The sequence below is a fragment of the Nocardiopsis oceanisediminis genome (assembly GCF_048595525.1).
GTDB lineage: Bacteria > Actinomycetota > Actinomycetes > Streptosporangiales > Streptosporangiaceae > Nocardiopsis_A > Nocardiopsis_A oceanisediminis.
On the sequence record NZ_JAFMZJ010000001.1, the window covers coordinates 6,477,411 to 6,498,654 of the forward strand.

Here is a 21,244-nt window from a genome sequence, read left to right on the forward strand (position 1 = left end):
GATCGGGCAGGACGCGCCCGTGCGGACCGGTCCACCCCACCCACGCGCGCGAGACGCAGCATCTCACCCCCGTTAATGTTGACTTATCGGAGGCCAGACCCGGGCGATTCCGCCGGATGGCAACGGCTCCGGCGCCGCTCTCGCGAGGGCACCGGAGCCGTCTTCCTTCCCGCCCGAACGGCCGAGTCCACCGACCGCGGCCGCCCGTGCGGCTCCCCTTTCCCTCAGGTCATCGGGCGCAGCTCCGCGAGCGGACCGGCGAAGCCGCGCGGCGGGTCGCCCATCTGGGCCTCAAGCCGTTCGGGGGTGGTCTCGTGCAGCGTGGGCGCCGCGCCCGGGACGCCGAGGTTGGTCGCGACCCACGCGACCGGGCGCCCGAATTCGTTGGTGGAGCGCCACACGTGCCAGCGGCCGGCGTGCTCGGTGTTGAGCCGCCGCAGGGCCGCTTCGTCCTGGGGCACCGGAACCCGGCATTCGGCGGTGGCGTGGTCGGCACGCGCGGCGTAGACGTCGGCGTCGGGCGCCCGCTCGACCAGCTCGACGGGGGCGTCCATGGCGCGCGCCCAGTCTTCTAGGTCGGCGAAGTCGTCGAAGCGGAGCGGTTCGGGGACGGCGGTCATCGGACACTCACCGTCGCGGCGCCGCGCGGGCGCGGCCGGTTGGTCCGCCGCCATGCCAGCTGAGCGAGCGCGTCGAGCGTGGGGCGCTCGTGCAGGCCGGCGGCGTCCATCGCGTAGAAATGACCGGAGGTCTCGCCGAACCAGATCACCATGTGCGGGTACCGGGCTTGCAGCCGAGCGGCCCCGGCGTGGTGGTCGGCGTGCTCCGGCGAGCGCCCCCACAGCGTCGCACCCTGGCCGGCGTTCCGGCTAGTGTCTCCCATGTCATCAGCTCCCTGTAGCTGGTGGCCACGCCCCCGGACGCCTTGCCCGCGTCGCGGGGGTCTTCGTGTCCGCCAATGCTCGTGCGCTGAACAACCAGGCGGGAGTGTGACCGTGTTGCCTACTCTGGAGACGGCAACGGTCAACACCCCCTGGGAGCGCTGCCCTATGACCGATTTCGGAGACTTCGTCCGCCGCACCATGACCGAGCGGGGCCTGTCCCTGCGGGCGCTCTCCCGCGCGGTCAACTACGACCCGGGGTACGTCTCGCGCGTGCTCTCCGGAAAGCAGCGCCCCTCTCCGCTGCTGACCGAGCGGCTCGACCGGGAACTCAGAGCGGAAGGCGCCCTCACCGCACTGGCGAGCACGCTCACGCCCGATGACCGCGACCGGGTGAACGGCGCGCTCGACGCGCCTTCCCGCCTCGATCAGGCCACGGTCACCGCTCTGGCCGACGTGCTCGCGGCGCAGCGGCGGCTCGACGACGTGATGCCCGCGGTGGCGATGCTGCCCGCGACGACCGCGCAGTGGAAGCAGGTGAAGCGACTGGCGGGTGAGGCACGCGGCCCGCACGCCGGCGCGCTGCACCGGGTCGCGGCGGAGTGGGTGCAGTTCATCGGGTGGCTGCACGCGGAGGCCCGCAACGACCCGCAGGCGCTCACCTGGCTCAGCGAAGCCGAGGCCCGCGCCGACGACGTCGGAGACGGCGCCCTGGCCGCGCAGGCCGCCAACTTCAAGGGCTACCTCGCGCGCCAGCAGGAACGCCCGCACGCGGTGGTCCGCTGGTTCCTCGCGGCGTACCACACACCCGGCGCGACGCTGCTGCAACGGGTCGGCGACGCCGTTCAGGCCGCGCACGGGTACGCGCTGCTCGGCGAGCGGGACGCGGCCCGCCGGCTACTCGACGAAGCGACCGCACTGACCGACCGGGCGGCGACCAGCGAGCCGCCCGGCACCGCCTACTGGCTGTCGCCGACGTTCTCCCGGATGGGCATCGGGCTCGCTCTGCTCGCGCTCGCCGAGTACGCCGACGCCGCGGAGAACCTCCGGACCGGTCTCGACGGACTCCCCGCCGACCAGCGGGGAGCCGAGTGGGCGCGAGAGTACCGCGACGCGCTCGAATGCGCCCGGGAAGCGGCCTAGCCGTCGGTGCCGTCGTCGGTGCGCGCGACGCCGATCGGGCAGGTCGCGCCCGTGCCGCCGACGCCGCAGTAGCCGTTGGGGTTTTTGGCGTCGGAGAGGTACTGCTGGTGGTAGGCCTCGGCGAAGTAGAAAGGGCCGGCCGGGACGATCTCGGTGGTGATGGGGCCGTAGCCGGAGCGGGAGAGCACCGGCTGGAAGGCGTCCCGGGTCGCCTCGGCGGCGGCCTTCTGGGCGTCGGAGTGGTAGAGGATCATCGAGCGGTACTGGGTGCCGACGTCGTTGCCCTGGCGGAAGCCCTGGGTGGGGTCGTGGCCCTCCCAGAAGGCCTTGAGCAGCTCGGTGTAGGAGATCTTCTCCGGGTCGAAGACGACGCGGACCGCCTCGGTGTGGCCGGTGGCGCCGGTGCAGACCTCCTCGTAGGTCGGGTTGGGGGTGTACCCGCCCTGGTAGCCGACGGCGGTGGTGATGATGCCGCGCTCGGCGCCCAGCCGCCAGAAGGCGCGCTCCACGCCCCAGAAGCAGCCCATGCCGAAGTCGGCGGTCTCGCTGCCGGGCGGGTAGGGCGGTGCGAGCGGGGTGCCCAGCACCTCGTGGCGGTCCGGCACCGGCATCGGGGCGTCCCGGCCGGGGAGCGCCTGTTCCGGTCCGATCATGGTGGCCTTGCGCCCGAACGTGAACATGGCTCCAGCCTATCCGGCGGGGGAAGCGGCGGCCGGGGGCGGGCGGGGGCGGTCCCGGCGGGGGTTCAGCGGAGCTGAACCCCCGTCCTTAGCAGAACTCGCTACTCATTCATGGGATGAATCCCTTAGGGTGACGGCGTGTCCGAGCTGAACCGGGGCGTGCTCTACGGGGCGAGCGCCTACCTCATGTGGGGCCTGTCCACCCTGTACTGGCCGCTGCTCGCCTCCTCCGGGGCGCTGGAGATCCTCACCCACCGGATGGTCTGGTCGCTGGTGGCCGTGGCGGCCGTGCTCGCGGTCCGGCGGCACTGGCGCTGGCTGCTCGGCGTGCTGCGCTCGCCCCGGACGCTGCTGCTGCTCACCGCCGCGGCCCTGGTCATCTCGGTGAACTGGGGGCTGTTCATCCTGGCGGTGAACTCCGGGCAGACCTCCCAGGCGGCTCTGGGCTACTTCATCAACCCGCTGGTCAGCGTGGTGATGGGGGTCGTGGTGTTCGCCGAGCGGCTGCGCCCGGCGCAGTGGTGCGCGGTGGCGCTCGGCGCGGTGGCGGTGGCGGTGCTCACCTTCGCCTACGGCGGCGTGCCCTGGTTCTCGCTGGGGATGGCGTTCTCCTTCGCCACCTACGGCCTGGTGAAGCGGTTCGTCTCGCTGGACGGGCTGGAGAGCCTGGCCGTGGAGACGCTGCTGATGTTCGCGCCGGCCGCCGGGTACGTGGCGTACCTGGAGGCGACCGGCGCGGGAACGTTCGCCTCGGTGTCGCCGGGGCACACCCTGCTGCTGATCGGCAGCGGCGTGGTGACCGCGGTGCCGCTGCTCTGCTTCGGCATGGCCAACCGGCGCATCCCGCTGAGCATGATCGGCCTGCTCCAGTTCGTGGTGCCGGTGATGCAGTTCCTCTTCGCCTGGCTGGTGTTCCACGAGGACCTGCCGGCCAGCAGGTGGGCCGGGTTCGCGGTGGTCTGGGTGGCGCTGCTGGTCTTCGCCGCGGACATGCTGCGCAACGCGCGCCGGCCCGGTGAGAGGGCGGAGGCCTCCGCCGGCCCCGCGGCGCGGCCCGCCGGGGGCGGGCATGAGGAAGGGCACGGCGCCGGCGGGCGGCCCCGTGCCCTGGACACCGGGTCTCAGCCCGGCTGACGCTCGCTCTGCCCCTCCGGGTCCGGGCGGCGGTGCCGCCCGCGCGGGCGGGTCTCGGCCGGGCGCTGGGCCGGAACCCCGGGCTCCGGCGGCAGCCCGTAGTGGTGGTAGATCATGTCCTCCTGCTCGACCGATATGTGCTGGTCGATGTCGAAGCTGGGCGCGCTGCGGATCGTCTCCAGGTCGAAGGGCACCTGCACCCCGTCCCCGAGGGCCCGCGCGCCCCGCAGCGGGACGAAGCTCTCGCTGGTCCCGAACAGGCCGGTACGGACGGTGATCCATGTCGGGGCGTCGGTCTGGTCGTCGTAGAAGACCTGGCCGATCCGGCCCACTCCGGCTCCGTCGCGGTCGAACAGCCGGTGCCCGATCATTCGCCCTGCTCCCGTGTTCTCCCCCACGGCGGTTCACTCCCCCCTGTCACGCCGCAGCACTGCGGCGCTCGCCTGCGGCGATACCTGGTGGGTACCCACGATGTAGGCGAAGAGTAACCAATCTGCACATTTTGATTTCGGAGAGTGACGGTCATGGGGTTCCCGATCCTCCGGAAAACACGCAGGCCCGCCCCGGGCGGGGCGGGCCTGCGGGGGTCCGGCGGGTCAGCCGCTGCGCTCCACCACGTAGTCGCAGAGCGCCTCGAAGGCCTCCCGGGCCGCCCCTTCGGGCAGCGACGCCAGCTCGGCGCGGGCCTTGCCGGCCCAGCCCTGCAGGTCGGCGCGGGCCTCGGCCATCGCCGGGTGCGGGCGGAGCAGGGCCAGCGCCTCCTCGGCCTCGGCCTCGCTCAGCGGGCGGCCGAGCAGCGAGCGGAGCCGCTCGCCGCCCGGGTCGGTGCCGCGCAGCGCGTGGAACATCGGCAGGGTCAGCACGCCCTCGCGGAGGTCGGTGCCGGGCACCTTGCCGGACTCGGCCGACTCGCTGGCCACGTCCAGGATGTCGTCGGAGAGCTGGAAGGCGGTGCCCAGCGCGTCGCAGGCGCGGGTGAGCGTGGCGGTGACCTCCGGGGCGGCGCCGCCGAAGGTCGCGCCGAACTCCGCGGAGGAGGCGATCAGCGAGGCGGTCTTGTCCGCGATGACCTGCATGTAGTGGCCGAGCGGGTCGGCCCCCTCGGCCGGGCCGGAGGTCTCCAGGATCTGTCCCTGGACCAGCCGGCCGAAGGTGCGGGCCTGCATCCGGACCGCGTCGGTGCCCAGGTCGGCGAGCATCTCCGAGGCGCGGGCGAAGACGTAGTCGCCGGTGAGGATGGCCACGGTGTTGCCCCAGCGCTGGTTGGCGCTGGGCTCGCCGCGGCGCATCTCCGCCTCGTCCATGACGTCGTCGTGGTAGAGCGTGGCGACGTGGGTGAGCTCGACCACCGCGGCGGCCGGGATGAGCTCGGGCACACGGGGGTCGCCGAACCGGGCTGCGAGCAGCACCAGGGTGGCGCGGAAGCGCTTGCCGCCGGCCGCCAGCAGATGGCCGGCCGCGTCGGTCAGCAGCGGGTCGCTCGCCTCGACCGACTCGTGCAGCAGCGCCTCGACCTTCTCCAGGTCCTCCTGGACCTCCCGGGCGAGGGCCGCGTCGACACTCGGCAGAGCGAGGAAACCGCTCGGGACAGCACCGCTCACCTGAAAGCTCCACACGTCAACGGGCGCGCGTGACCCCATTTCCGGCGTATCGCGCGCTCTCGGGATGAACATCGACCGACTAGCCAAGTTATCGGACCCGGTTTCAACCGCCAAAGCCGCGGAGCGCACCCGCTCCGCGACTCGGAGGCAGGCGCCGGAAGGGCCGGCGGAACACGTCCCGCCGGCCCTCCGACGCCTTCGGTCGTACCTGAAAAGGTACCCCTACCTGGTGAATCCGTCGGCGGTGGCCGCCACTTCGGCGTCGGTGCCGCCGCCCGGCGCCGGGATCAGGTGGTCCAGCACCGGGGTGGGGTAGACGCCGAGCAGGAAGGTGGCCGCCACGCCGATCGAGATGACCGACCCGGTGAGCAGCCCGGCCGGGACCACCCGCGGCCCGCCCTTCTCGGCCGGCTCGGAGAAGTACATCAGCACGATGATGCGCACGTAGAAGAACGCGGTCACCGCGCTGCTCAGCACGCCGACCACCACCAGCGGCGCGGCGCCGGCCGCCAGCGCCGCCTCGAACACCGCGAACTTGCCGATGAACCCGCTGGTCAGCGGGATGCCGGCGAAGGCGAGCAGGAACAGCGAGAGCGCCCCGGCCAGCAGCGGCGAGGTGCGGCCCAGGCCGGCCCACTGCTCCAGGTCGCCCGCCTCGGCCCCGCTCTCGTGCGTGCGCACCAGGGTGACCACCGCGAACGCGCCGATCGTGGTGAACCCGTAGGCCGCCAGGTAGAACATGGCGCCGGCCAGGCCCGCGGAGTCGGCCGCGACGACCGCGGTCAGCACGAACCCGGCGTGCACCACCGAGGAGTAGGCCAGCAGCCGCTTGATGTCGCGCTGGGTGACCGCGACGATCGCGGCGACCACCATGGTGAGGATCGCGACGACCCACAGCATCGGCCGCCAGGACTCCACCGAGCCGCCGAAGGCGGTGAAGAACACCCGGAGCAGCGCGCCGAACGCGGCGACCAGGGTGCACGAGGCCATCAGCGCGGTGATCGGGGTGGGGGCGCCCTGGTAGACGTCGGGCTTCCAGTTGTGGAAGGGCACCGCGCCGACCTTGAACAGCAGGCCGACCGCGACCAGGCCGATGCCCAGGAGCAGCAGCGGCTCGCCGTTGCCGCCCTGGAAGATCTCCGCGCCGCCGGCCTGCACCGCCTCGTCGACCCGGGCGAAGTTCACCGAGCCGGCGTAGCCGTACACCAGGGCGATGCCGAACAGGAAGAACGCCGAGGAGAACGCGCCGAGCAGGAAGTACTTGACCGCGGCCTCCTGGGAGAACAGCCGGCGCCGCCGGGCGATCCCGCACAGCAGGTACAGCGGGAGGCTCATCACCTCCAGCGCGACGAACAGGGTGAGGAAGTCGTTGGCGGCGGGGAAGAGCAGCATGCCCAGCACCGCGAAGAGCACCAGCGGGTAGACCTCGGTGTGCTCGGACCCGGCGAGGACGTGCTCGCGCTCCTCCTCGCTGCCGGGCACCGCCGCGGCCTGCGCGGCGAACGCGTCCTCGCCGCCGTGCCGCTCGGCGATCAGCAGCAGGCTGATGAAGGCCAGCACCAGGATGGTGCCCTGGAGGAAGAGCGCGGGGCGGTCCACCGCGACGGCGCCGAGCGCCAGGGTGGTGCCGGCCTCCCCCTCGGGCAGGGTGAAGGCCTGGGCCAGGGTGAGCACGAACGCGGCGAGCACCCCGCCCAGGGCCAGCAGCAGCTGGACCGGGCGGCGCCGGGGGCGCGGGACGAAGGCCTCGGCCAGCACGGCCAGCACCCCCGCCGCGAAGACCACCAGCATCGGCGCGAGCAGCCAGTAGTCGATGGCGGGCGGGGAATCGGTGATGACCGGTGCGGCGAGCGCCGCACCCGGTACCGCCTGGGTCGCGGAGATCACTCGGAGGCTCCTTCCTGGCCGCCCGCCGTCGGACCGGTGCCGCCGACCGCGGGCGCGGGGTCGGTGGCGTCCAGCTGCTCCATGGTCCGCTCCACCGACGGCTCGACCGCGTCGAGCAGCGGCTGCGGGTAGACGCCGAACAGGATGATCAGCGCGACCAGCGGCGCGATCGCGCCGAGTTCGCGCCGGTCCAGGTCGGCCAGGCCGGAGAGCCGCTCCGGCAGCGGGCCGGTCATGGTCCGCTGGTACATCCAGAGGATGTAGAGGGCGGCCAGCACCACGCCCACCGCGGCGATGACCGCCGGCACCGGGTTGAACATGTAGGCGCCGATGAACACCAGGAACTCGCTGACGAACGGGGCCAGTCCGGGCAGCGAGAGCCCGGCCAGGCCGGCCACCAGGAAGGTGCCGGCCAGCACCGGGGCGGCCTTCTGCACGCCCTGGTAGTCGGCGATCAGCGAGGAGCCCCGGCGGGCGATGAGGAAGCCCACGATCAGGAAGAGCGCGCCGGTGGCGAAGCCGTGGTTGACCATGTACAGCGCCGCCCCGGAGTGCCCCTGGGTGGTCATCGCGAAGATGCCCAGGGTGATGAACCCGAAGTGGGAGACCGAGGTGAAGGCGACCAGGCGCAGCATGTCGCTCTGGCCGATCGCCAGGATCGCGCCGTAGACGATGCTGACCAGGCTGAGCGCCACCGCCGGCCAGACGAACCAGGCCGCCGCCGAGGGGAACAGCTCCAGGCAGTAGCGGAGCATCCCGTAGGTGCCGACCTTGTCCAGCACGCCGACCAGCAGCACCGCGGTGCCCGGCCGGGACGACCCGGCGGCGGTCGGCAGCCAGCTGTGCAGCGGCCACATCGGCGCCTTGATCGCGAACGCGATGAAGAAGCCGAGGAACAGCCAGCGCAGCACGGCCGGGTCCAGCTCGGCCAGGGCCCCACCGGAGACCAGGTCGCTCCAGAGGAACGTGCCGCCGTAGACGTAGACCCCGATCACCGCGACCAGCATCAGCAGGCCGCCGGCCAGGCTGTACAGCAGGAAGGTGATCGCGGCCCGGCGGCGCTGCTCGCCGCGGCCGTACCGCCCGATCATGAAGTAGACCGGGATCAGCATGGCCTCGAAGAAGACGTAGAACAGGAAGACGTCGGTCGCGGCGAAGACGCCGACGATCATCGCCTCCAGGGCCAGGATCAGCGCGAAGTAGCCCTTGCCCCGGTCGGGGGCGTCGTCGTTCTCCCGCCAGGCGGCCAGGATCACCAGCGGGACCAGCGCCGCCGACATCAGGATCAGCAGCAGCGCGATCCCGTCGACGCCCACCGCGTAGCTGACCCCGAACCGCGGGATCCACGGGTGGACCTCTTCGAACTGCAGCCCCGCCGCCGAGGTGTCGAACCGCGCCGCCATGACCCCGAGCAGGGCCAGCACGGCCACCGAGACGGCGAACGCCGCCCGCTTGGCCTGCTCGGCCCGCTCGACCGGGGTGAGCGCGACGCCCAGCGCGCCCAGCGCCGGCAGCGCGATGGCGAGTGTGAGCCAGGGGATGTCGGTCATCTAGATCCTCACAGCCAGCGTTGCGACGACGATGGCGGCGCCGAACAGCATGGTCAGCGCGTAGGTTCGGGCGAACCCGGTCTGTGCCCGGCGCAGCCGCGACGAGCCGTCCCGGACGCTGTCCGCCACCCCGTTCACCGCGCCGTTGACGACGTGCGTGTCGATCGCCACCAGCGCCTCGGTGACGACCTGGCCGGGGCGCATCAGCAGCCCTTCGTTGATCTCGTTGCCGTACAGCTCGTTGCGGGCGGCGGCGGTGATGAAGTTGCCCGCGGGGGCGGTCACCGGCACCGGGCGGCGGCCGTACATGAACCAGGCCACCGCGACGCCGCCGGCCATCAGCGCCAGCGCGGCCAGCGCGGACGGGGCGGTGAACATGGCGGCCAGGCTGAACTCGTGGTGCTCCGGCGGGGCGCCGACCGCGGGCTCCAGGAAGTGCGCGAACCGGTAGCCGAAGACCAGCGCCGCGCCGAGGAAGACCGATCCGATGGCCAGCACCACCATCGGCCCGGTCATCGAGGCCGGGGACTCGTGCGGGTGCACCCCGTCGTCCCAGCGCTTCTCGCCGAAGAAGGTCATGATCATCACGCGGGTCATGTAGAACGCGGTGAGCGCCGCGCCGACCAGCGCCGCGGTGCCGAGCAGCTGCCCGGTCAGCCCGCCGGCGCCGAACGCCGCCTCGATGATGCCCTCCTTGGTCCACCAGCCGCTGAGCAGCGGGAACCCGATGATCGCCAGGTAGCCCAGGCCGAAGGTGGCGAAGGTGACGGGCATGTACCGGCGCAGCGCGCCGTAGCGGCGCATGTCGACCTCGTCGTTCATGCCGTGCATCACCGAGCCGGCGCCGAGGAACAGCCCGGCCTTGAAGAAGCCGTGCGTGATCAGGTGCGCGATGGCCACCGCGTAGCCCGCGGGGCCCAGCCCGGCGGCCAGGGTCATGTAGCCGATCTGGCTCATGGTGGACCCGGCCAGCGCCTTCTTGATGTCGTCCTTGGCGCACCCGATGACCGCGCCGGCCAGCAGGGTGGCCGCGCCGACGACGGCCACCGCCGTCTGGGCGGCGGGGGCGGCCTCGAAGATCGGCCCGGCCCGCACGATCAGGTAGACGCCCGCGGTGACCATGGTCGCCGCGTGGATCAGCGCGGAGACCGGGGTGGGGCCCTCCATCGCGTCCAGCAGCCAGGACTGGAGCGGCAACTGGGCCGACTTGCCGCACGCGCCGAGCAGCAGGAGCAGCCCGATCGCGGTGAGCACGCCCTGCCCGGCGCCGTCCAGGCCGCCGAGCACCCCGCTGAACGCGACCGTGCCGAAGGTGGAGAACATCAGCATGATCGCGATCAGCAGGCCCAGGTCGCCGACCCGGTTGACCAGGAAGGCCTTCTTCGCGGCGACGGCCGCCGAGGGCTTGTGCTGCCAGAACCCGATGAGCAGGTAGGACGCCAGGCCGACGCCCTCCCAGCCGAGGAAGAGCAGCACGAAGTTGTCCGCCAGGACGAGCACCAGCATCGCCGCGACGAACAGGTTGAGGTAGGCGAAGAACCGGCGGCGCCGCTCGTCGTGGGCCATGTAGCCCACCGAGTAGATGTGGATGAGCGAGCCGACGCCGGTGATGAGCAGGACGAAGCTGATCGACAGCGGGTCGATCAGCAGGCTCGCCCCGACCTCCAGGTCGCCGGAGGAGAACCAGGTGTAGACGTCGACGCCGACGCTGCGGTGGTGGGCGTCCATCCCGAGGAGCCGGACGAGCGCGAGCACCGCCCAGGCGAAGCTCGCGAGGGGCAGCGCCGTCGCCAGCCAGTGTCCCCAGGCGTCGGTCCGCTTCCCGCCGATCAGCAGGACGGCCGCCCCGATCAGCGGGAGCGCGATGAGCAGCCAGGCGTTGCCCAGTACCGCCCCTTCGGCCGGGGCGGTGACCGCCGGTTGCGCGTCGGCGGCGAGGAGGGAGTCGGTCATAGACACGGCCACGTCGCCTTCTAGTACTTGAGCAGGTTGGCGTCATCGACCGACGCGGACCTGCGGGTGCGGAAGATCTGCATGATGATCGCGAGCCCCACCACGACCTCGGCGGCGGCCACGATCATCACGAAGAACGCGATGACCTGCCCCTCGATGTCGCCGTGCATCCGCGCGAAGGCGACGAACGCCAGGTTGCAGGCGTTGAGCATGAGCTCCACGCACATGAAGACGATGATCGCGTTCCGCCGGACCAGCACCCCCAGGGCGCCGATGGTGAACAGCAGCGCGGCCAGCGCGATGTAGTTCATCGGGTCCACGAGTGCTCGGCCTCCTCTCCTTCGGCCTCGCCGTTCCCGCCGTCCCCGCGGTCCTCGGCGTCCCCGCCGGTCCCGCGCTCTTCGGCGCCGGGGCCGGACTCGGGCGGCTCGCCCTCGGCGCGGCCCTCCTTGGACCGGGCCGAGTCGGAGGCGCCGCCGGGGCTGGGCACCGCGCCCAGCCGGATGTCCCGGGGGACCTGCGACTGCAGCTCGGGGTCGCGTGCGGTGAGCACCGGGTTGAGCGAGAGCCGGGAGACCGACCCGTCGGGCAGCAGCGCCGGCATGTCGATGGCGTTGTGCCGGGCGTAGGTGCCCGGTCCGGGCAGCGGCGTCGGGTGGTCGCCGAGGATCCGCTCCCTGGCCATCTCCCGCTGGGTCCGCCGCGGCTTGGTGCGGGCGCTGTGCGCCAGGACCAGCGCGCCGAGCACCGCGGTGATCAGCAGCGCGCCGGTGGCCTCGAAGGCGATGACGTAGCGGAAGATCACCTCTCCGGCGATCCACTGCACGCCGCCGCCGGCCGCCGCGACGCCCGCGGCCAGCCCGGCCGGGTCGCCGACGGAGATCCGGGTCAGGCCGAAGCCGAGGGCGAGCAGGAAGCAGAGCGCCACGGCACCGGCCAGCACCCGCTGCCCGCGGATCGTCTCCACCAGGGAGTCCGCCGAGCTGACGCCGACCAGCATCAGCACGAACAGGAAGAGCATCAGCACGGCGCCGGTGTAGACGACGATCTGCACCACCATCAGGAACGGCGCCTCGTTCATGCCGTAGAACACGGCGAGGCCGAGCATGACGGCGGCCATCATCATCGCGGAGTGCACGGCCTTGCGGGAGAGCACCACGCCGAGCGCGGCGAGCAGCACGATCCCGCCGAGCACCCAGAACGCGGCGGCCTCGGTGCCGGAGACCGGGGCGGCGAGCACGGTGCCCGCCGCGGTCGCGGGGGTCATCGGGCCACCTCCCCGCCGGCCGGCTCCCGCTCGGCGGCCGAGGAGCGGCCGGACCGGTAGTAGTCCTCCTCCGTCTCGCCGAGCCGCATCGGGTGCGGCGGCGCCTCCATGCCCTCGCGGAGCCCTGCGAGCAGCTGCTCCTTGGTCCAGATGAGGCTCTCGCGGTCGTCGTCGGCGAGCTCGTACTCGTTGGTCATGGTGAGTGCGCGGGTCGGGCAGGCCTCCACGCACAGCCCGCACAGGATGCACCGCAGGTAGTTGATCTGGTACACCCTGCCGTACCGCTCACCGGGCGAGTACCGCTCCTCCTCGGTGTTGTCGCCGCCCTCCACGTAGATGGCGTCGGCCGGGCAGGCCCAGGCGCACAGCTCGCACCCGATGCACTTCTCCAGGCCGTCCGGCCACCGGTTCAGCTGGTGCCTGCCGTGGAAGCGCGGCGCCGTGGGGCGCTTCACCTCCGGGTATTCGATGGTGGGCACCTTCTTGAACATGGTGTGGAAGGTGACGCCGAACCCCTTCACGGGGTTGAGCCAGTCAAGCACCGGTTACCTCCTCACGCTCGCCGCGCTTCTCGCCGGCCGGGGCCGGTGCGGGGTTTCGGGGCGGCTCGGCGGGGACGCTGCTGCCGTAGTGCGGTGCGCTCTGCGGCGGCACCGGGAACCCGCCGGCCGCCGGGTCGGCATGGATCCGGCGGGCCTCCTCGGCGCGCCGGGCCTCCTCCGCGGCCCTGCTCCGCCGGGCCGACCGGGCGTAGCCGGCGAAGGCCGCGATGGAGACCAGCGCGAACGCGGCGCCGGCCCCGGCGGTCGCGCCGAGCGGGGCGCCCTCGTTGACCATCAGCCTGAGCACCGCGACCGCGGTGATCCAGACCAGCTGCACCGGGATGAGCAGCTTCCAGCCCAGCTGCATCAGCTGGTCGTAGCGGATCCGGGGCACCGAGCCGCGCACCCAGATGAACAGGAACATCACGGCGAGGAACTTGAGCAGCCACCACAGGACGGGCCACCAGCCCTCGTTGGCCCCCGGCCAGAACGCCGTGATCGGCGGCGGCGCCAGCCAGCCGCCGAGGAAGAAGGTCACCGAGACCGCGGCGACCGTCACCATGTTCACGTACTCGGCGAGGAAGAACATGGTGAACTTCATCGACCCGTACTCGGTCATGAAGCCGCCGACGATCTCGCCCTCGCCCTCGGCCAGGTCGAAGGGGAGCCGGTTGGTCTCGCCGACCATGGTGACCAGGTAGATGAGGAAGGACGGCAGCAGGAGCACCGCGAACCAGAGCGACTGCTGCGCCTCCACGATGCCGGAGGTGGTCAGCGTCCCGGAGAACATGAACACCGCGACGAAGCTCAGCCCCATCGCGATCTCGTAGCTGATCACCTGGGCCGAGGCGCGCAGCCCGCCGAGGAGCGCGTAGGGCGACTGGGAGGCCCAGCCGCCGAGCACGATGCCGTACACGCCGACCGCCGCGGTGGCCAGCACCAGCAGCGCCGCGATCGGCAGGTCGGTGAGCTGCAGCGGGGTGGTGACCCCGAACATGTTCACCTCGGGCCCCACCGGGATGATGGAGAACGCGATGAACGCCGGGACCGCCGCGATCATCGGCGCCGCGATGTAGACCAGCCGGTCCACGTTGCGCGGGATCACGTCCTCCTTGAGCGACAGCTTGACGCCGTCGGCCAGCGACTGCAGCAGGCCCAGCGGGCCGAACCGGTTGGGGCCGTGGCGCTGCTGCATCCGCCCCATGACCTTGCGGTCGGCCATGATCATCATCAGCACGCAGACCATCAGGAAGACGAAGATGACCAGGGCCTTGATCAGGGTGATCCACCACGGGTCACCGCCGAAGGCCTCCAGTCCCGGCTCCCCGGCCGCCGCCTGCGCGGTGCCGGCCGCGGCGGCCGGCCATCCGGTGGGCATCACTTCGCGCTCCCAGCACTCGCGGTCTCGGCGGCGGCGCCCGCGGGGCGCAGCCGCACCGTGTCCCCGGCGGACGCCCCCAGGTCCCGGCGGACGTCGCAGTCGCGGGCGGCGGCGGGCAGCCACACCACCCCGTCCGGCATCCCGGCGGCGACCACGGCCGGCACCGAGACCGACCCGGCCGGGCCGGCGACCTCCAGCCGGCCGCCGTCGGCCAGCCCGATCCCGGCGGCGGTGGCCGCGGAGAGCCGGGCCAGCGCCGGCCGGGCGGTCCCGGCCAGGTAGGGCTCGCCGTCCTCCATCCGGCCCCGGCCGAGCAGCTGCTTCCAGGTGGCCAGCAGCGCCCGCCCCGGCCCCGGTTCGGCGACCGGCGCCGGCCCGGTCAGCGGGTCGGGCACCCGCTCGCCGGCCCAGGCGCCCAGCGCGGCCAGCTCGCGGCGGGCCGCGGCCGCGTCCGGCAGCCCCAGGTGGACGTCCATCTCGTCCGCGACGGCGGAGAGCACTCGCAGGTCGGACAGGGCGCCGGGGATCTTCAGCGCGTCGCCGAACGGCCGCTCGCGCCCCTCCCAGTCGACGAAGGTGCCGGACTTCTCCGCCACCGCCGCCACCGGCAGCACCACGTCGGCGCGGTCGGTCACCTCGCTGGCGCGCAGCTCCAGGGAGACGATGAACGGCACCTCGGCCAGTGCCGCGCGGGCCGCGTCCGGGTCGGGCAGGTCGTCCAGTTCCACACCGGCGATGACCAGGGCGTCCAGGTCGCCGGCGGCCGCGGCGGCGAGGATCTCCGCGGTGTCGCGGCCCTCCCGCTCGGGCAGCGAGGCGACCGACCAGGCGCGCGCGGCCTCGGCGCGGGCGTGCGCGTCGCCCACCGGCCGCCCGCCGGGCAGCAGGTTGGGCAGCGCCCCGGCCTCGATCGCGCCGCGCTCCCCGGCCCGGCGCGGGATCCAGCCGATCCGGGCGCCGGTCCGGTCGGCCAGCCGGGCCAGCGCGGAGAGCGCGCCCGGCGTCCGGGCCAGCCGCTCCCCGGCGAGCAGGACCGCGCCCTCGGCGCCGAGCGCGCGGAACGCCTCGGGGGACGCGTCGGCGAGCCCGTCCAGCACCCGCGCCTCGGCGCCGGGGGCCGCCGGGATCAGCGTCCCGTCGGCCTTGGCCAGTCCCCGGCTCGTGTAGGGCGCGACCGCGTACAGGTCGAGTCCGCGCTTGCGGGCGGCCTTGCGCAGGCGGAGGAAGACCGAGGGCGACTCGTCCTCGGGCTCCAGGCCGGCGAGGAGCACCGCGGGCGCCTTCTCCAGGTCGTCGTAGCTCACCTGGACGCCGGTTCCGGCGACCCGGGCGGCGATGAACTCGGCCTCCTCCTCGGAGTGCTCCCGGGCCCGCATGTCGATGTCGTTGGTGCGCAGCGCCACCCGGGCGAACTTGGCGTAGGCGTAGGCGTCCTCCAGGGTCAGCCTGCCGCCGGTGAGCACCGCGGTGCGGCGCGCCCCGCGCAGTCCGCGCGCCGCCTCGGCCAGCGCCTCCGGCCAGGAGGCGAACTCCAGGGCGCGGGTGTCGGCGCGGCGCAGCAGCGGCCGCTTGAGCCGGTCGCTCTGGGTGGCGTAGGTGAAGGCCCAGCGGCCCTTGTCGCAGTTCCACTCCTCGTTGACCCGGGGGTCGTCGCCGGCCAGCCGGCGGGTGACCTTGCCCCGGCGGTGGTCGGTGCGGAGCGCGCAGCCGGACGCGCAGTGCTCGCACACGCTGGGCGTGGAGACCAGGTCGAAGGGGCGGGAGCGGAACCGGTAGGCGGCGCCGGTCAGCGCGCCGACCGGGCAGATCTGCACGGTGTTGCCGGAGAAGTAGGACTGGAACGGCTCGCCCTCGGCGATGCCGACCTGCTCCTGGGCGCCGCGCTCCAGCAGCTCGATGAACGGGTCGCCGGCGATCTGCGCGGAGAACCGGGTGCACCGGGCGCACTGGATGCACCGCTCCCGGTCCAGCAGGATCTGGGTGGAGAGCGGGACCGGCTTGGGGAAGGTGCGCTTGGTGTCGGTGAAGCGCGTCTCCCCCTGCCCGTTGGACATCGCCTGGTTCTGCAGCGGGCACTCGCCGCCCTTGTCGCAGACCGGGCAGTCCAGCGGGTGGTTGATCAGCAGGAACTCCATGATGCCCTGCTGCGCCTTGTCCGCCACCGCCGAGGTCAGCTGGGTCTTGACGACCATGCCGTCCATCACGGTGATGGTGCAGGAGGCCTGCGGCTTGGGCATGCCCCGGCCGTTGCCCGCGTCGGGGATCTCCACCAGGCACTGGCGGCAGGCCCCGACCGGGTCCAGCAGCGGGTGGTCGCAGAACCGCGGGATCTGGATGCCCAGCAGCTCCGCGGCCCGGATCACCAGCGTCCCCTTGGGCACCCTGATCTGGAACCCGTCGATGGTGACGGTCACCAGGTCCTCCGGCGGGACCGCCGGGGCGCCGCCGGACGGGGTGTTGGTCGTGACGGTCACTTGCTCCCTCCCCACACGGTCGACTTCGAATGGTCGAACGGGCAGCCCCGCTGCTCCATGTGCGCCACGTATTCGTCCCGGAAGTACTTGATGGACGACATCACCGGGCTGGCCGCGCCGTCGCCGAGGGCGCAGAACGAGCGGCCCAGCAGGTTGTCGCAGATGTCCAGGAGCTTCTCCACGTCGGCCTCGGTGCCCTCGCCGTTCTCCAGCCGGTCCAGGACCTGGACCATCCAGAAGTTGCCCTCCCGGCAGGGGGTGCACTTGCCGCAGGACTCGTGGGCGTAGAAGGCGATCCACCGGCCGACCGCGCGGACCACGCAGGTGGTCTCGTCGAAGATCTGCAGCGCGCGGGTGCCGAGCATGGACCCGGCGGCGCCGACCGACTCGAAGTCGAGCGGGGTGTCCAGGTGCTCCTCGGTGAAGATCGGGGTGGAGGAGCCGCCCGGGGTCCAGAACTTGAGCCGGTGGCCGGCCCGGATGCCGCCCGCCATGTCGAGCAGTTCGCGCAGCGTGACGCCGAGCGGGGCCTCGTACTGGCCGGGCCGGGTGACGTGCCCGGAGAGCGAGAAGAAGCCGAACCCGGCGGACTTCTCGGTGCCCATCGAGGTGAACCACTCGGCGCCGTTGGCCACGATCGGCGGGACGCTGGCGATCGACTCGACGTTGTTCACCACGGTCGGCGAGGCGTACAGCCCGGCCACCGCGGGGAACGGCGGCTTGAGCCGGGGCTGGCCGCGGTAGCCCTCCAGGGAGTCCAGCAGCGCGGTCTCCTCGCCGCAGATGTAGGCCCCGGCGCCGGCGTGCACCACCACGTCCAGGTCGAACCCGCTGCCCAGGATGTCGGTGCCGAGCAGCCCGGCCTCGCGGGCCTCGTCCACCGCCTGCCGCAGCCGGCGGATGACGTGCAGCACCTCGCCGCGCACGTAGATGAAGGCGTGGCTGCTGCGGATCGCGTAGGCCGAGATGATCACCCCCTCCACCAGCGCGTGCGGGTTGGCCATCATCAGCGGGATGTCCTTGCAGGTGCCCGGCTCGGACTCGTCGGCGTTGACCACCAGGTAGCGCGGGTTGGGGTTGTCCGCGGGCAGGAAGCCCCACTTCATCCCGGTGGGGAACCCGGCGCCGCCGCGGCCGCGCAGGCCGGAGGCCTTCACCAGGTCGACCAGCGCGTCCGGCTCCATGGCCAGGGCCTTGCGCAGCGCGCCGTAGCCGCCGACCGCCCGGTAGCCGTCCAGGGTGTAGAGGTCTTCGCGGTCCCAGTGCGCGGAGAGCACCGGGGTGAGCGTCGTCCCGGTCATCGGTCGCCCCCTTCGGTCGGGGCGGGGCCGGACGCGCCGGGGGGCGGCGCCGTCCAGCCGCGCTCGCGGGCCAGCTTCAGGCCCTCCAGGGAGGGGCCGGCGGCCTGCGGGCCCTCGCCGGCCCGGCCGTCGGAGAACCCGGCCAGCACCCGGGAGGCCTGCTTCCAGGTGCAGACCGGCCCGGCGCCGCGGGTGGGCACCACGTCGTTGCCGAGCCGCAGGTCGTCGACGAGCCTCTTGGCGCTCTCCGGGGTCTGGTCGTCGAAGAACTCCCAGTTGACCATCACCACGGGGGCGAAGTCGCAGGCCGCGTTGCACTCCAGGTGCTCCAGCGTGACCTTGCCGTCCTCGGTGGTCTCGTCGTTGCCGACGCCCAGGTGCTCCTTGAGCCCGGCGAAGATCTCGTCGCCGCCCATCACCGCGCAGAGCGTGTTGGTGCAGACGCCCACGTGGTACTCGCCCATCGGGCGGCGCTTGTACATGGTGTAGAAGGTGGCCACCGCGGTGACCTCGGCGGCGGTCAGCCCCAGGGTCTCGGCGCAGAAGCCGATGCCCGCCCTGCTGACGTAGCCCTCCTCCGCCTGGACCAGGTGGAGCAGCGGCAGCAGCGCCGACCGCGACTTCGGGTAGCGGGCGATCACCTCCTTGGCGTCGACCTCCAGCCGCGTCCTGGTGGCGTCGTCGAAGCGCTCGCTCATGCCGGTGCTCCCCTCCTCGCTCGTTCCGTCACCGGTCCACGCCTCCCATCACGGGGTCGATGCTGGCCACCGCGGCGATGACGTCGGCCACCGTGCCGCCTTCGCACATCGCGGCGACCGTCTGCAGGTGGGTGAACGAGGGGTCGCGGAAGTGCACCCGGTGGGGCCGGGTGCCGCCGTCGCTGACCGCGTGGCAGCCCAGCTCGCCCTTGGCGCTCTCGACCGCGGCGTAGGCCTGGCCCGCCGGGACCCGGAAGCCCTCGGTGACCAGCTTGAAGTGGTGGATGAGCGCCTCCATGGAGCCGCCCATGATGTGCGCGATGTGGTCCGGGGAGTTGCCCAGGCCGTCCGGGCCCAGCGCCAGCTTGGCGGGCCAGCCGACCTTGGGGTCGTCCACCATGACCGGGCCGGGGGCCAGCTTGTCCAGGCACTGCTCGATGATCCGCAGGCTCTGCTCGACCTCGGCCATCCGCACCCGGTAGCGGGCGTACACGTCGCCGCCGTCGGAGACCGGGACGTCGAACTCGTAGTCCTCGTAGCCGCAGTACGGCTTGGCCTTGCGCAGGTCCCAGCCGAGCCCGGAGGCGCGCAGCAGCGGGCCGGTGACGCCCAGCGCCATGCAGCCGGCCAGGTTGAGGTGGGCCACGTCGCGGGTGCGCGCCAGGTACAGCGGGCTCTCGTCGAGGAGCTTGCGCATGATGGCGAGGCGCTTGGGCATCTCCTCCAGCAGCTCCTTGACCTTGCCGACCGCGCCGGAGGGCAGGTCCTGGGCGACGCCGCCCGGCCGGATGTAGGCGTGGTTCATCCGCAGCCCGGTGATCAGCTCGAAGATGTCGAGGACCATCTCGCGCTCGCGGAGGCCGTTGGTCATCACGGTGGTGGCGCCGAGCTCCATCCCGAACGTCGCCATCGCCACGAAGTGCGAGGACATCCGGTTGAGCTCCATCATCAGCACCCGGATGACGCTGGCCCGGTCGGGGATCCGGTCGGTGAGGCCGAGCAGCTTCTCCACCGCCAGGCAGTACGCCGTCTCATTGAAGATCGGCGTGAGGTAGTCCATCCGGGTCACGAACGTGGTCCCCTGGGTCCACGTCCGGTACTCCATGTTCTTCTCGATGCCGGTGTGCAGGTAGCCGATGCCCACCCGGGCCTCGGTGACCGTCTCGCCGTCGAGGGTGAGGATGAGCCGGAGCACGCCGTGCGTGGACGGGTGCTGCGGGCCCATGTTCACCACGAGCCGCTCGGCGCTGCTGGCCTGGGCGGCGGCGACGACCTCGTCCCAGTCGCCGCCGGCGGCGTCGATGTAGTCCTCGGTGGTCGGGGTGGTCACTGGTCTGTCCCCCTCGTCGCCCTGTTCCCCCGGCGCGCGGGCGCGCCGGCGCCCGCGGGTGCGGTGCGCGTCATGCGTAGGACCTCCGCTCGTCGGGCGGCGGGATCTTGGCGCCGCGGTACTCCACCGGGATGCCGCCCAGCGGGTAGTCCTTGCGCTGCGGGTGGCCGTGCCAGTCGTCGGGCATCTCGATCCGGGTCAGCGACGGGTGGCCGTCGAAGACGATGCCGAAGAAGTCCCAGGCCTCGCGCTCGTGCCAGTCGTTGGTGGGGTAGACCGCGACGAGCGAGGGGATGTGCGGGTCGGCGTCGGGGCAGGCCGTCTCCACCCGGATCTCGGTGTTGTGCGTGATGGACCGGAGCATGTAGACCGCGTGCAGCTCGCGCCCGGTGTCCTCGGGGTAGTGCACCCCGGTGACGCCCAGGCAGAGCTCGAAGCGGAGCGCCGGGTCGTCGCGGAGCCGGCGGGCGACCTCGGCCAGGTGCTCGCGGCGCAGGTGGAAGGTGATCTCGCCGCGGTCCACCACGACCCGCTCCACCGCCTCGCGGTAGCCGACCGGGGCGTCGCGGAGCGCCTCCTCCAGGGCGTCGGCGACCGCGTCGAACCGCTCGGTGCGCGGGTCGCCGGGGTCGGTGTAGGGCCGCTCCGCGGCGGGCGGTCCGGTGCGGCGGACGCGGAGGCCGCCGTACCCGGAGGTGTCGCCGCTGGTCTTCGCGCCGAACATGCCGGTCCGCTCGACCGGGGCGGCGAGCCGCTCCCGCCCGGCGACCTCGGGGAGGTTCTCCTCCTCGTGCCCGCCGCCGCTGCCGTTGCGCCCGGGCTCTCCCAGACTCATCGGGCCGCCCCCTCGTCCTGGCTCACCAGCGGCAGCGAGCGGCGGAGCGCGCGCTCCTCCAGCTCCTCGATCTCGCGCTGCCGGTGCGCGCCGAGCTTGGTGTTCTGCACCTTGTCGTGCAGCTTGAGCACGGCGTCCAGGAGCATCTCCGGCCGCGGCGGGCAGCCGGGCAGGTAGATGTCGACCGGGACGACGTGGTCCACGCCCTGCACGACGGCGTAGTTGTTGAACATGCCTCCGCTGGAGGCGCAGACGCCCATCGCGATGACCCACTTGGGCTCGGGCATCTGGTCGTAGATCTGCCGCAGCACCGGGGCCATCTTCTGGCTCACCCGTCCGGCGACGATCATCAGGTCGGCCTGGCGCGGCGTGGCGCCGAACTTCTCCATGCCGAACCGGGCCAGGTCGTAGTGCGGTCCGCCGACCGACATCATCTCGATGGCGCAGCAGGCCAGGCCGAAGGTGGCGGGCCACATCGAGCTCTTGCGGGCCAGGCCCGCGACCTGCTCGACGGTGCCCAGGATGACCCCGCTCGGGAGCTTCTCCTCAATCCCCATGCGTCGGCCCCCCTTTCCGTTCGCTCGATC

At 72.6% G+C, this 21,244-nt stretch carries 20 protein-coding genes; 2 read left to right on the forward strand and 18 right to left on the reverse strand.

What is annotated here, in order from left to right; translation table 11 throughout:
• Window positions 1-224: 224 nt before the first annotated feature.
• A complete protein-coding gene (locus J0910_RS28270; RefSeq protein WP_420161552.1) occupies window positions 225-620 on the reverse strand; it encodes a hypothetical protein in 396 nt (131 codons plus the stop codon).
• Complete coding sequence (locus tag J0910_RS28275) at window positions 617-883, reverse strand: hypothetical protein (protein ID WP_420161553.1); 267 nt, start codon at window positions 881-883, stop codon at window positions 617-619. The genes J0910_RS28270 and J0910_RS28275 overlap by 4 nt, the downstream gene beginning before the upstream one ends.
• 166 nt (window positions 884-1,049) lie before the next feature.
• Between J0910_RS28275 and J0910_RS28280 the strand changes: the two genes are divergently transcribed.
• On the forward strand, window positions 1,050-2,024 hold the full coding sequence (locus tag J0910_RS28280) for a helix-turn-helix domain-containing protein (RefSeq protein ID WP_420161554.1): 975 nt from the start codon (window positions 1,050-1,052) through the stop codon (window positions 2,022-2,024).
• On the opposite strand, the gene msrA is transcribed toward J0910_RS28280, so the two are convergent.
• A complete protein-coding gene (gene msrA, locus J0910_RS28285) occupies window positions 2,021-2,704 on the reverse strand; it encodes a peptide-methionine (S)-S-oxide reductase MsrA (protein ID WP_420161555.1) in 684 nt (227 codons plus the stop codon). The genes J0910_RS28280 and msrA overlap by 4 nt on opposite strands.
• Window positions 2,705-2,842: 138 nt before the next feature.
• On the opposite strand from msrA, the gene rarD reads away from it, so the two are divergent.
• A complete protein-coding gene (rarD, locus tag J0910_RS28290; RefSeq protein ID WP_420161556.1) occupies window positions 2,843-3,838 on the forward strand; it encodes an EamA family transporter RarD in 996 nt (331 codons plus the stop codon).
• On the opposite strand, the gene J0910_RS28295 is transcribed toward rarD, so the two are convergent.
• From J0910_RS28295 to J0910_RS28365, 15 genes are all read right to left on the reverse strand, one after another.
• The gene (locus J0910_RS28295) at window positions 3,826-4,209 is read right to left on the reverse strand and encodes a PRC-barrel domain containing protein (RefSeq protein WP_420161557.1); all 384 of its coding nucleotides are present in this window, start codon (window positions 4,207-4,209) and stop codon (window positions 3,826-3,828) included. The genes rarD and J0910_RS28295 overlap by 13 nt on opposite strands.
• Before the next feature lie 225 nt (window positions 4,210-4,434).
• A complete protein-coding gene (locus tag J0910_RS28300) occupies window positions 4,435-5,439 on the reverse strand; it encodes a polyprenyl synthetase family protein (RefSeq protein WP_420161558.1) in 1,005 nt (334 codons plus the stop codon).
• A gap of 222 nt (window positions 5,440-5,661) precedes the next feature.
• The gene (gene nuoN, locus J0910_RS28305; RefSeq protein WP_420161559.1) at window positions 5,662-7,326 is read right to left on the reverse strand and encodes an NADH-quinone oxidoreductase subunit NuoN; all 1,665 of its coding nucleotides are present in this window, start codon (window positions 7,324-7,326) and stop codon (window positions 5,662-5,664) included.
• Window positions 7,323-8,876 (reverse strand): NADH-quinone oxidoreductase subunit M, encoded by a 1,554-nt coding sequence (locus J0910_RS28310; RefSeq protein WP_420161560.1) that lies wholly within the window; start codon window positions 8,874-8,876, stop codon window positions 7,323-7,325. The genes nuoN and J0910_RS28310 overlap by 4 nt, the downstream gene beginning before the upstream one ends.
• Window positions 8,877-10,829, reverse strand: coding sequence for an NADH-quinone oxidoreductase subunit L (gene nuoL, locus J0910_RS28315; protein WP_420162115.1), 1,953 nt, complete (start codon window positions 10,827-10,829; stop codon window positions 8,877-8,879). It lies immediately after the preceding gene.
• 20 nt (window positions 10,830-10,849) lie between these two features.
• Window positions 10,850-11,149, reverse strand: coding sequence for an NADH-quinone oxidoreductase subunit NuoK (nuoK, locus tag J0910_RS28320; RefSeq protein ID WP_420161561.1), 300 nt, complete (start codon window positions 11,147-11,149; stop codon window positions 10,850-10,852).
• The gene (locus tag J0910_RS28325) at window positions 11,137-12,096 is read right to left on the reverse strand and encodes an NADH-quinone oxidoreductase subunit J (RefSeq protein ID WP_420161562.1); all 960 of its coding nucleotides are present in this window, start codon (window positions 12,094-12,096) and stop codon (window positions 11,137-11,139) included. The genes nuoK and J0910_RS28325 overlap by 13 nt, the downstream gene beginning before the upstream one ends.
• Window positions 12,093-12,638: an NADH-quinone oxidoreductase subunit NuoI gene (nuoI, locus tag J0910_RS28330; protein WP_420161563.1), complete on the reverse strand. Its 546-nt coding sequence runs from the start codon at window positions 12,636-12,638 to the stop codon at window positions 12,093-12,095. The genes J0910_RS28325 and nuoI overlap by 4 nt, the downstream gene beginning before the upstream one ends.
• On the reverse strand, window positions 12,631-14,016 hold the full coding sequence (nuoH, locus tag J0910_RS28335) for an NADH-quinone oxidoreductase subunit NuoH (protein WP_420161564.1): 1,386 nt from the start codon (window positions 14,014-14,016) through the stop codon (window positions 12,631-12,633). Before nuoH ends, nuoI begins: the two co-directional genes overlap by 8 nt.
• Window positions 14,016-16,493 carry an NADH-quinone oxidoreductase subunit G gene (locus J0910_RS28340; protein WP_420161565.1) on the reverse strand — a complete coding sequence of 826 codons (2,478 nt, stop codon included), beginning with the start codon at window positions 16,491-16,493 and terminating at the stop codon, window positions 14,016-14,018. The genes nuoH and J0910_RS28340 overlap by 1 nt, the downstream gene beginning before the upstream one ends.
• Entirely contained in the window at window positions 16,490-17,794 is a 1,305-nt protein-coding gene (gene nuoF / locus J0910_RS28345; protein ID WP_420161566.1) for an NADH-quinone oxidoreductase subunit NuoF, read from the reverse strand. Before nuoF ends, J0910_RS28340 begins: the two co-directional genes overlap by 4 nt.
• Window positions 17,791-18,492: an NADH-quinone oxidoreductase subunit NuoE gene (gene nuoE / locus J0910_RS28350; RefSeq protein ID WP_420161567.1), complete on the reverse strand. Its 702-nt coding sequence runs from the start codon at window positions 18,490-18,492 to the stop codon at window positions 17,791-17,793. The genes nuoF and nuoE overlap by 4 nt, the downstream gene beginning before the upstream one ends.
• 28 nt (window positions 18,493-18,520) lie before the next feature.
• Entirely contained in the window at window positions 18,521-19,822 is a 1,302-nt protein-coding gene (locus J0910_RS28355) for an NADH-quinone oxidoreductase subunit D (protein ID WP_420161568.1), read from the reverse strand.
• A gap of 70 nt (window positions 19,823-19,892) precedes the next feature.
• Window positions 19,893-20,657, reverse strand: a complete 765-nt coding sequence (locus tag J0910_RS28360; protein WP_420161569.1) for an NADH-quinone oxidoreductase subunit C — start codon at window positions 20,655-20,657, stop codon at window positions 19,893-19,895.
• Complete coding sequence (locus J0910_RS28365) at window positions 20,654-21,214, reverse strand: NuoB/complex I 20 kDa subunit family protein (RefSeq protein ID WP_420161570.1); 561 nt, start codon at window positions 21,212-21,214, stop codon at window positions 20,654-20,656. The genes J0910_RS28360 and J0910_RS28365 overlap by 4 nt, the downstream gene beginning before the upstream one ends.
• Window positions 21,215-21,244 lie beyond the last annotated feature (30 nt).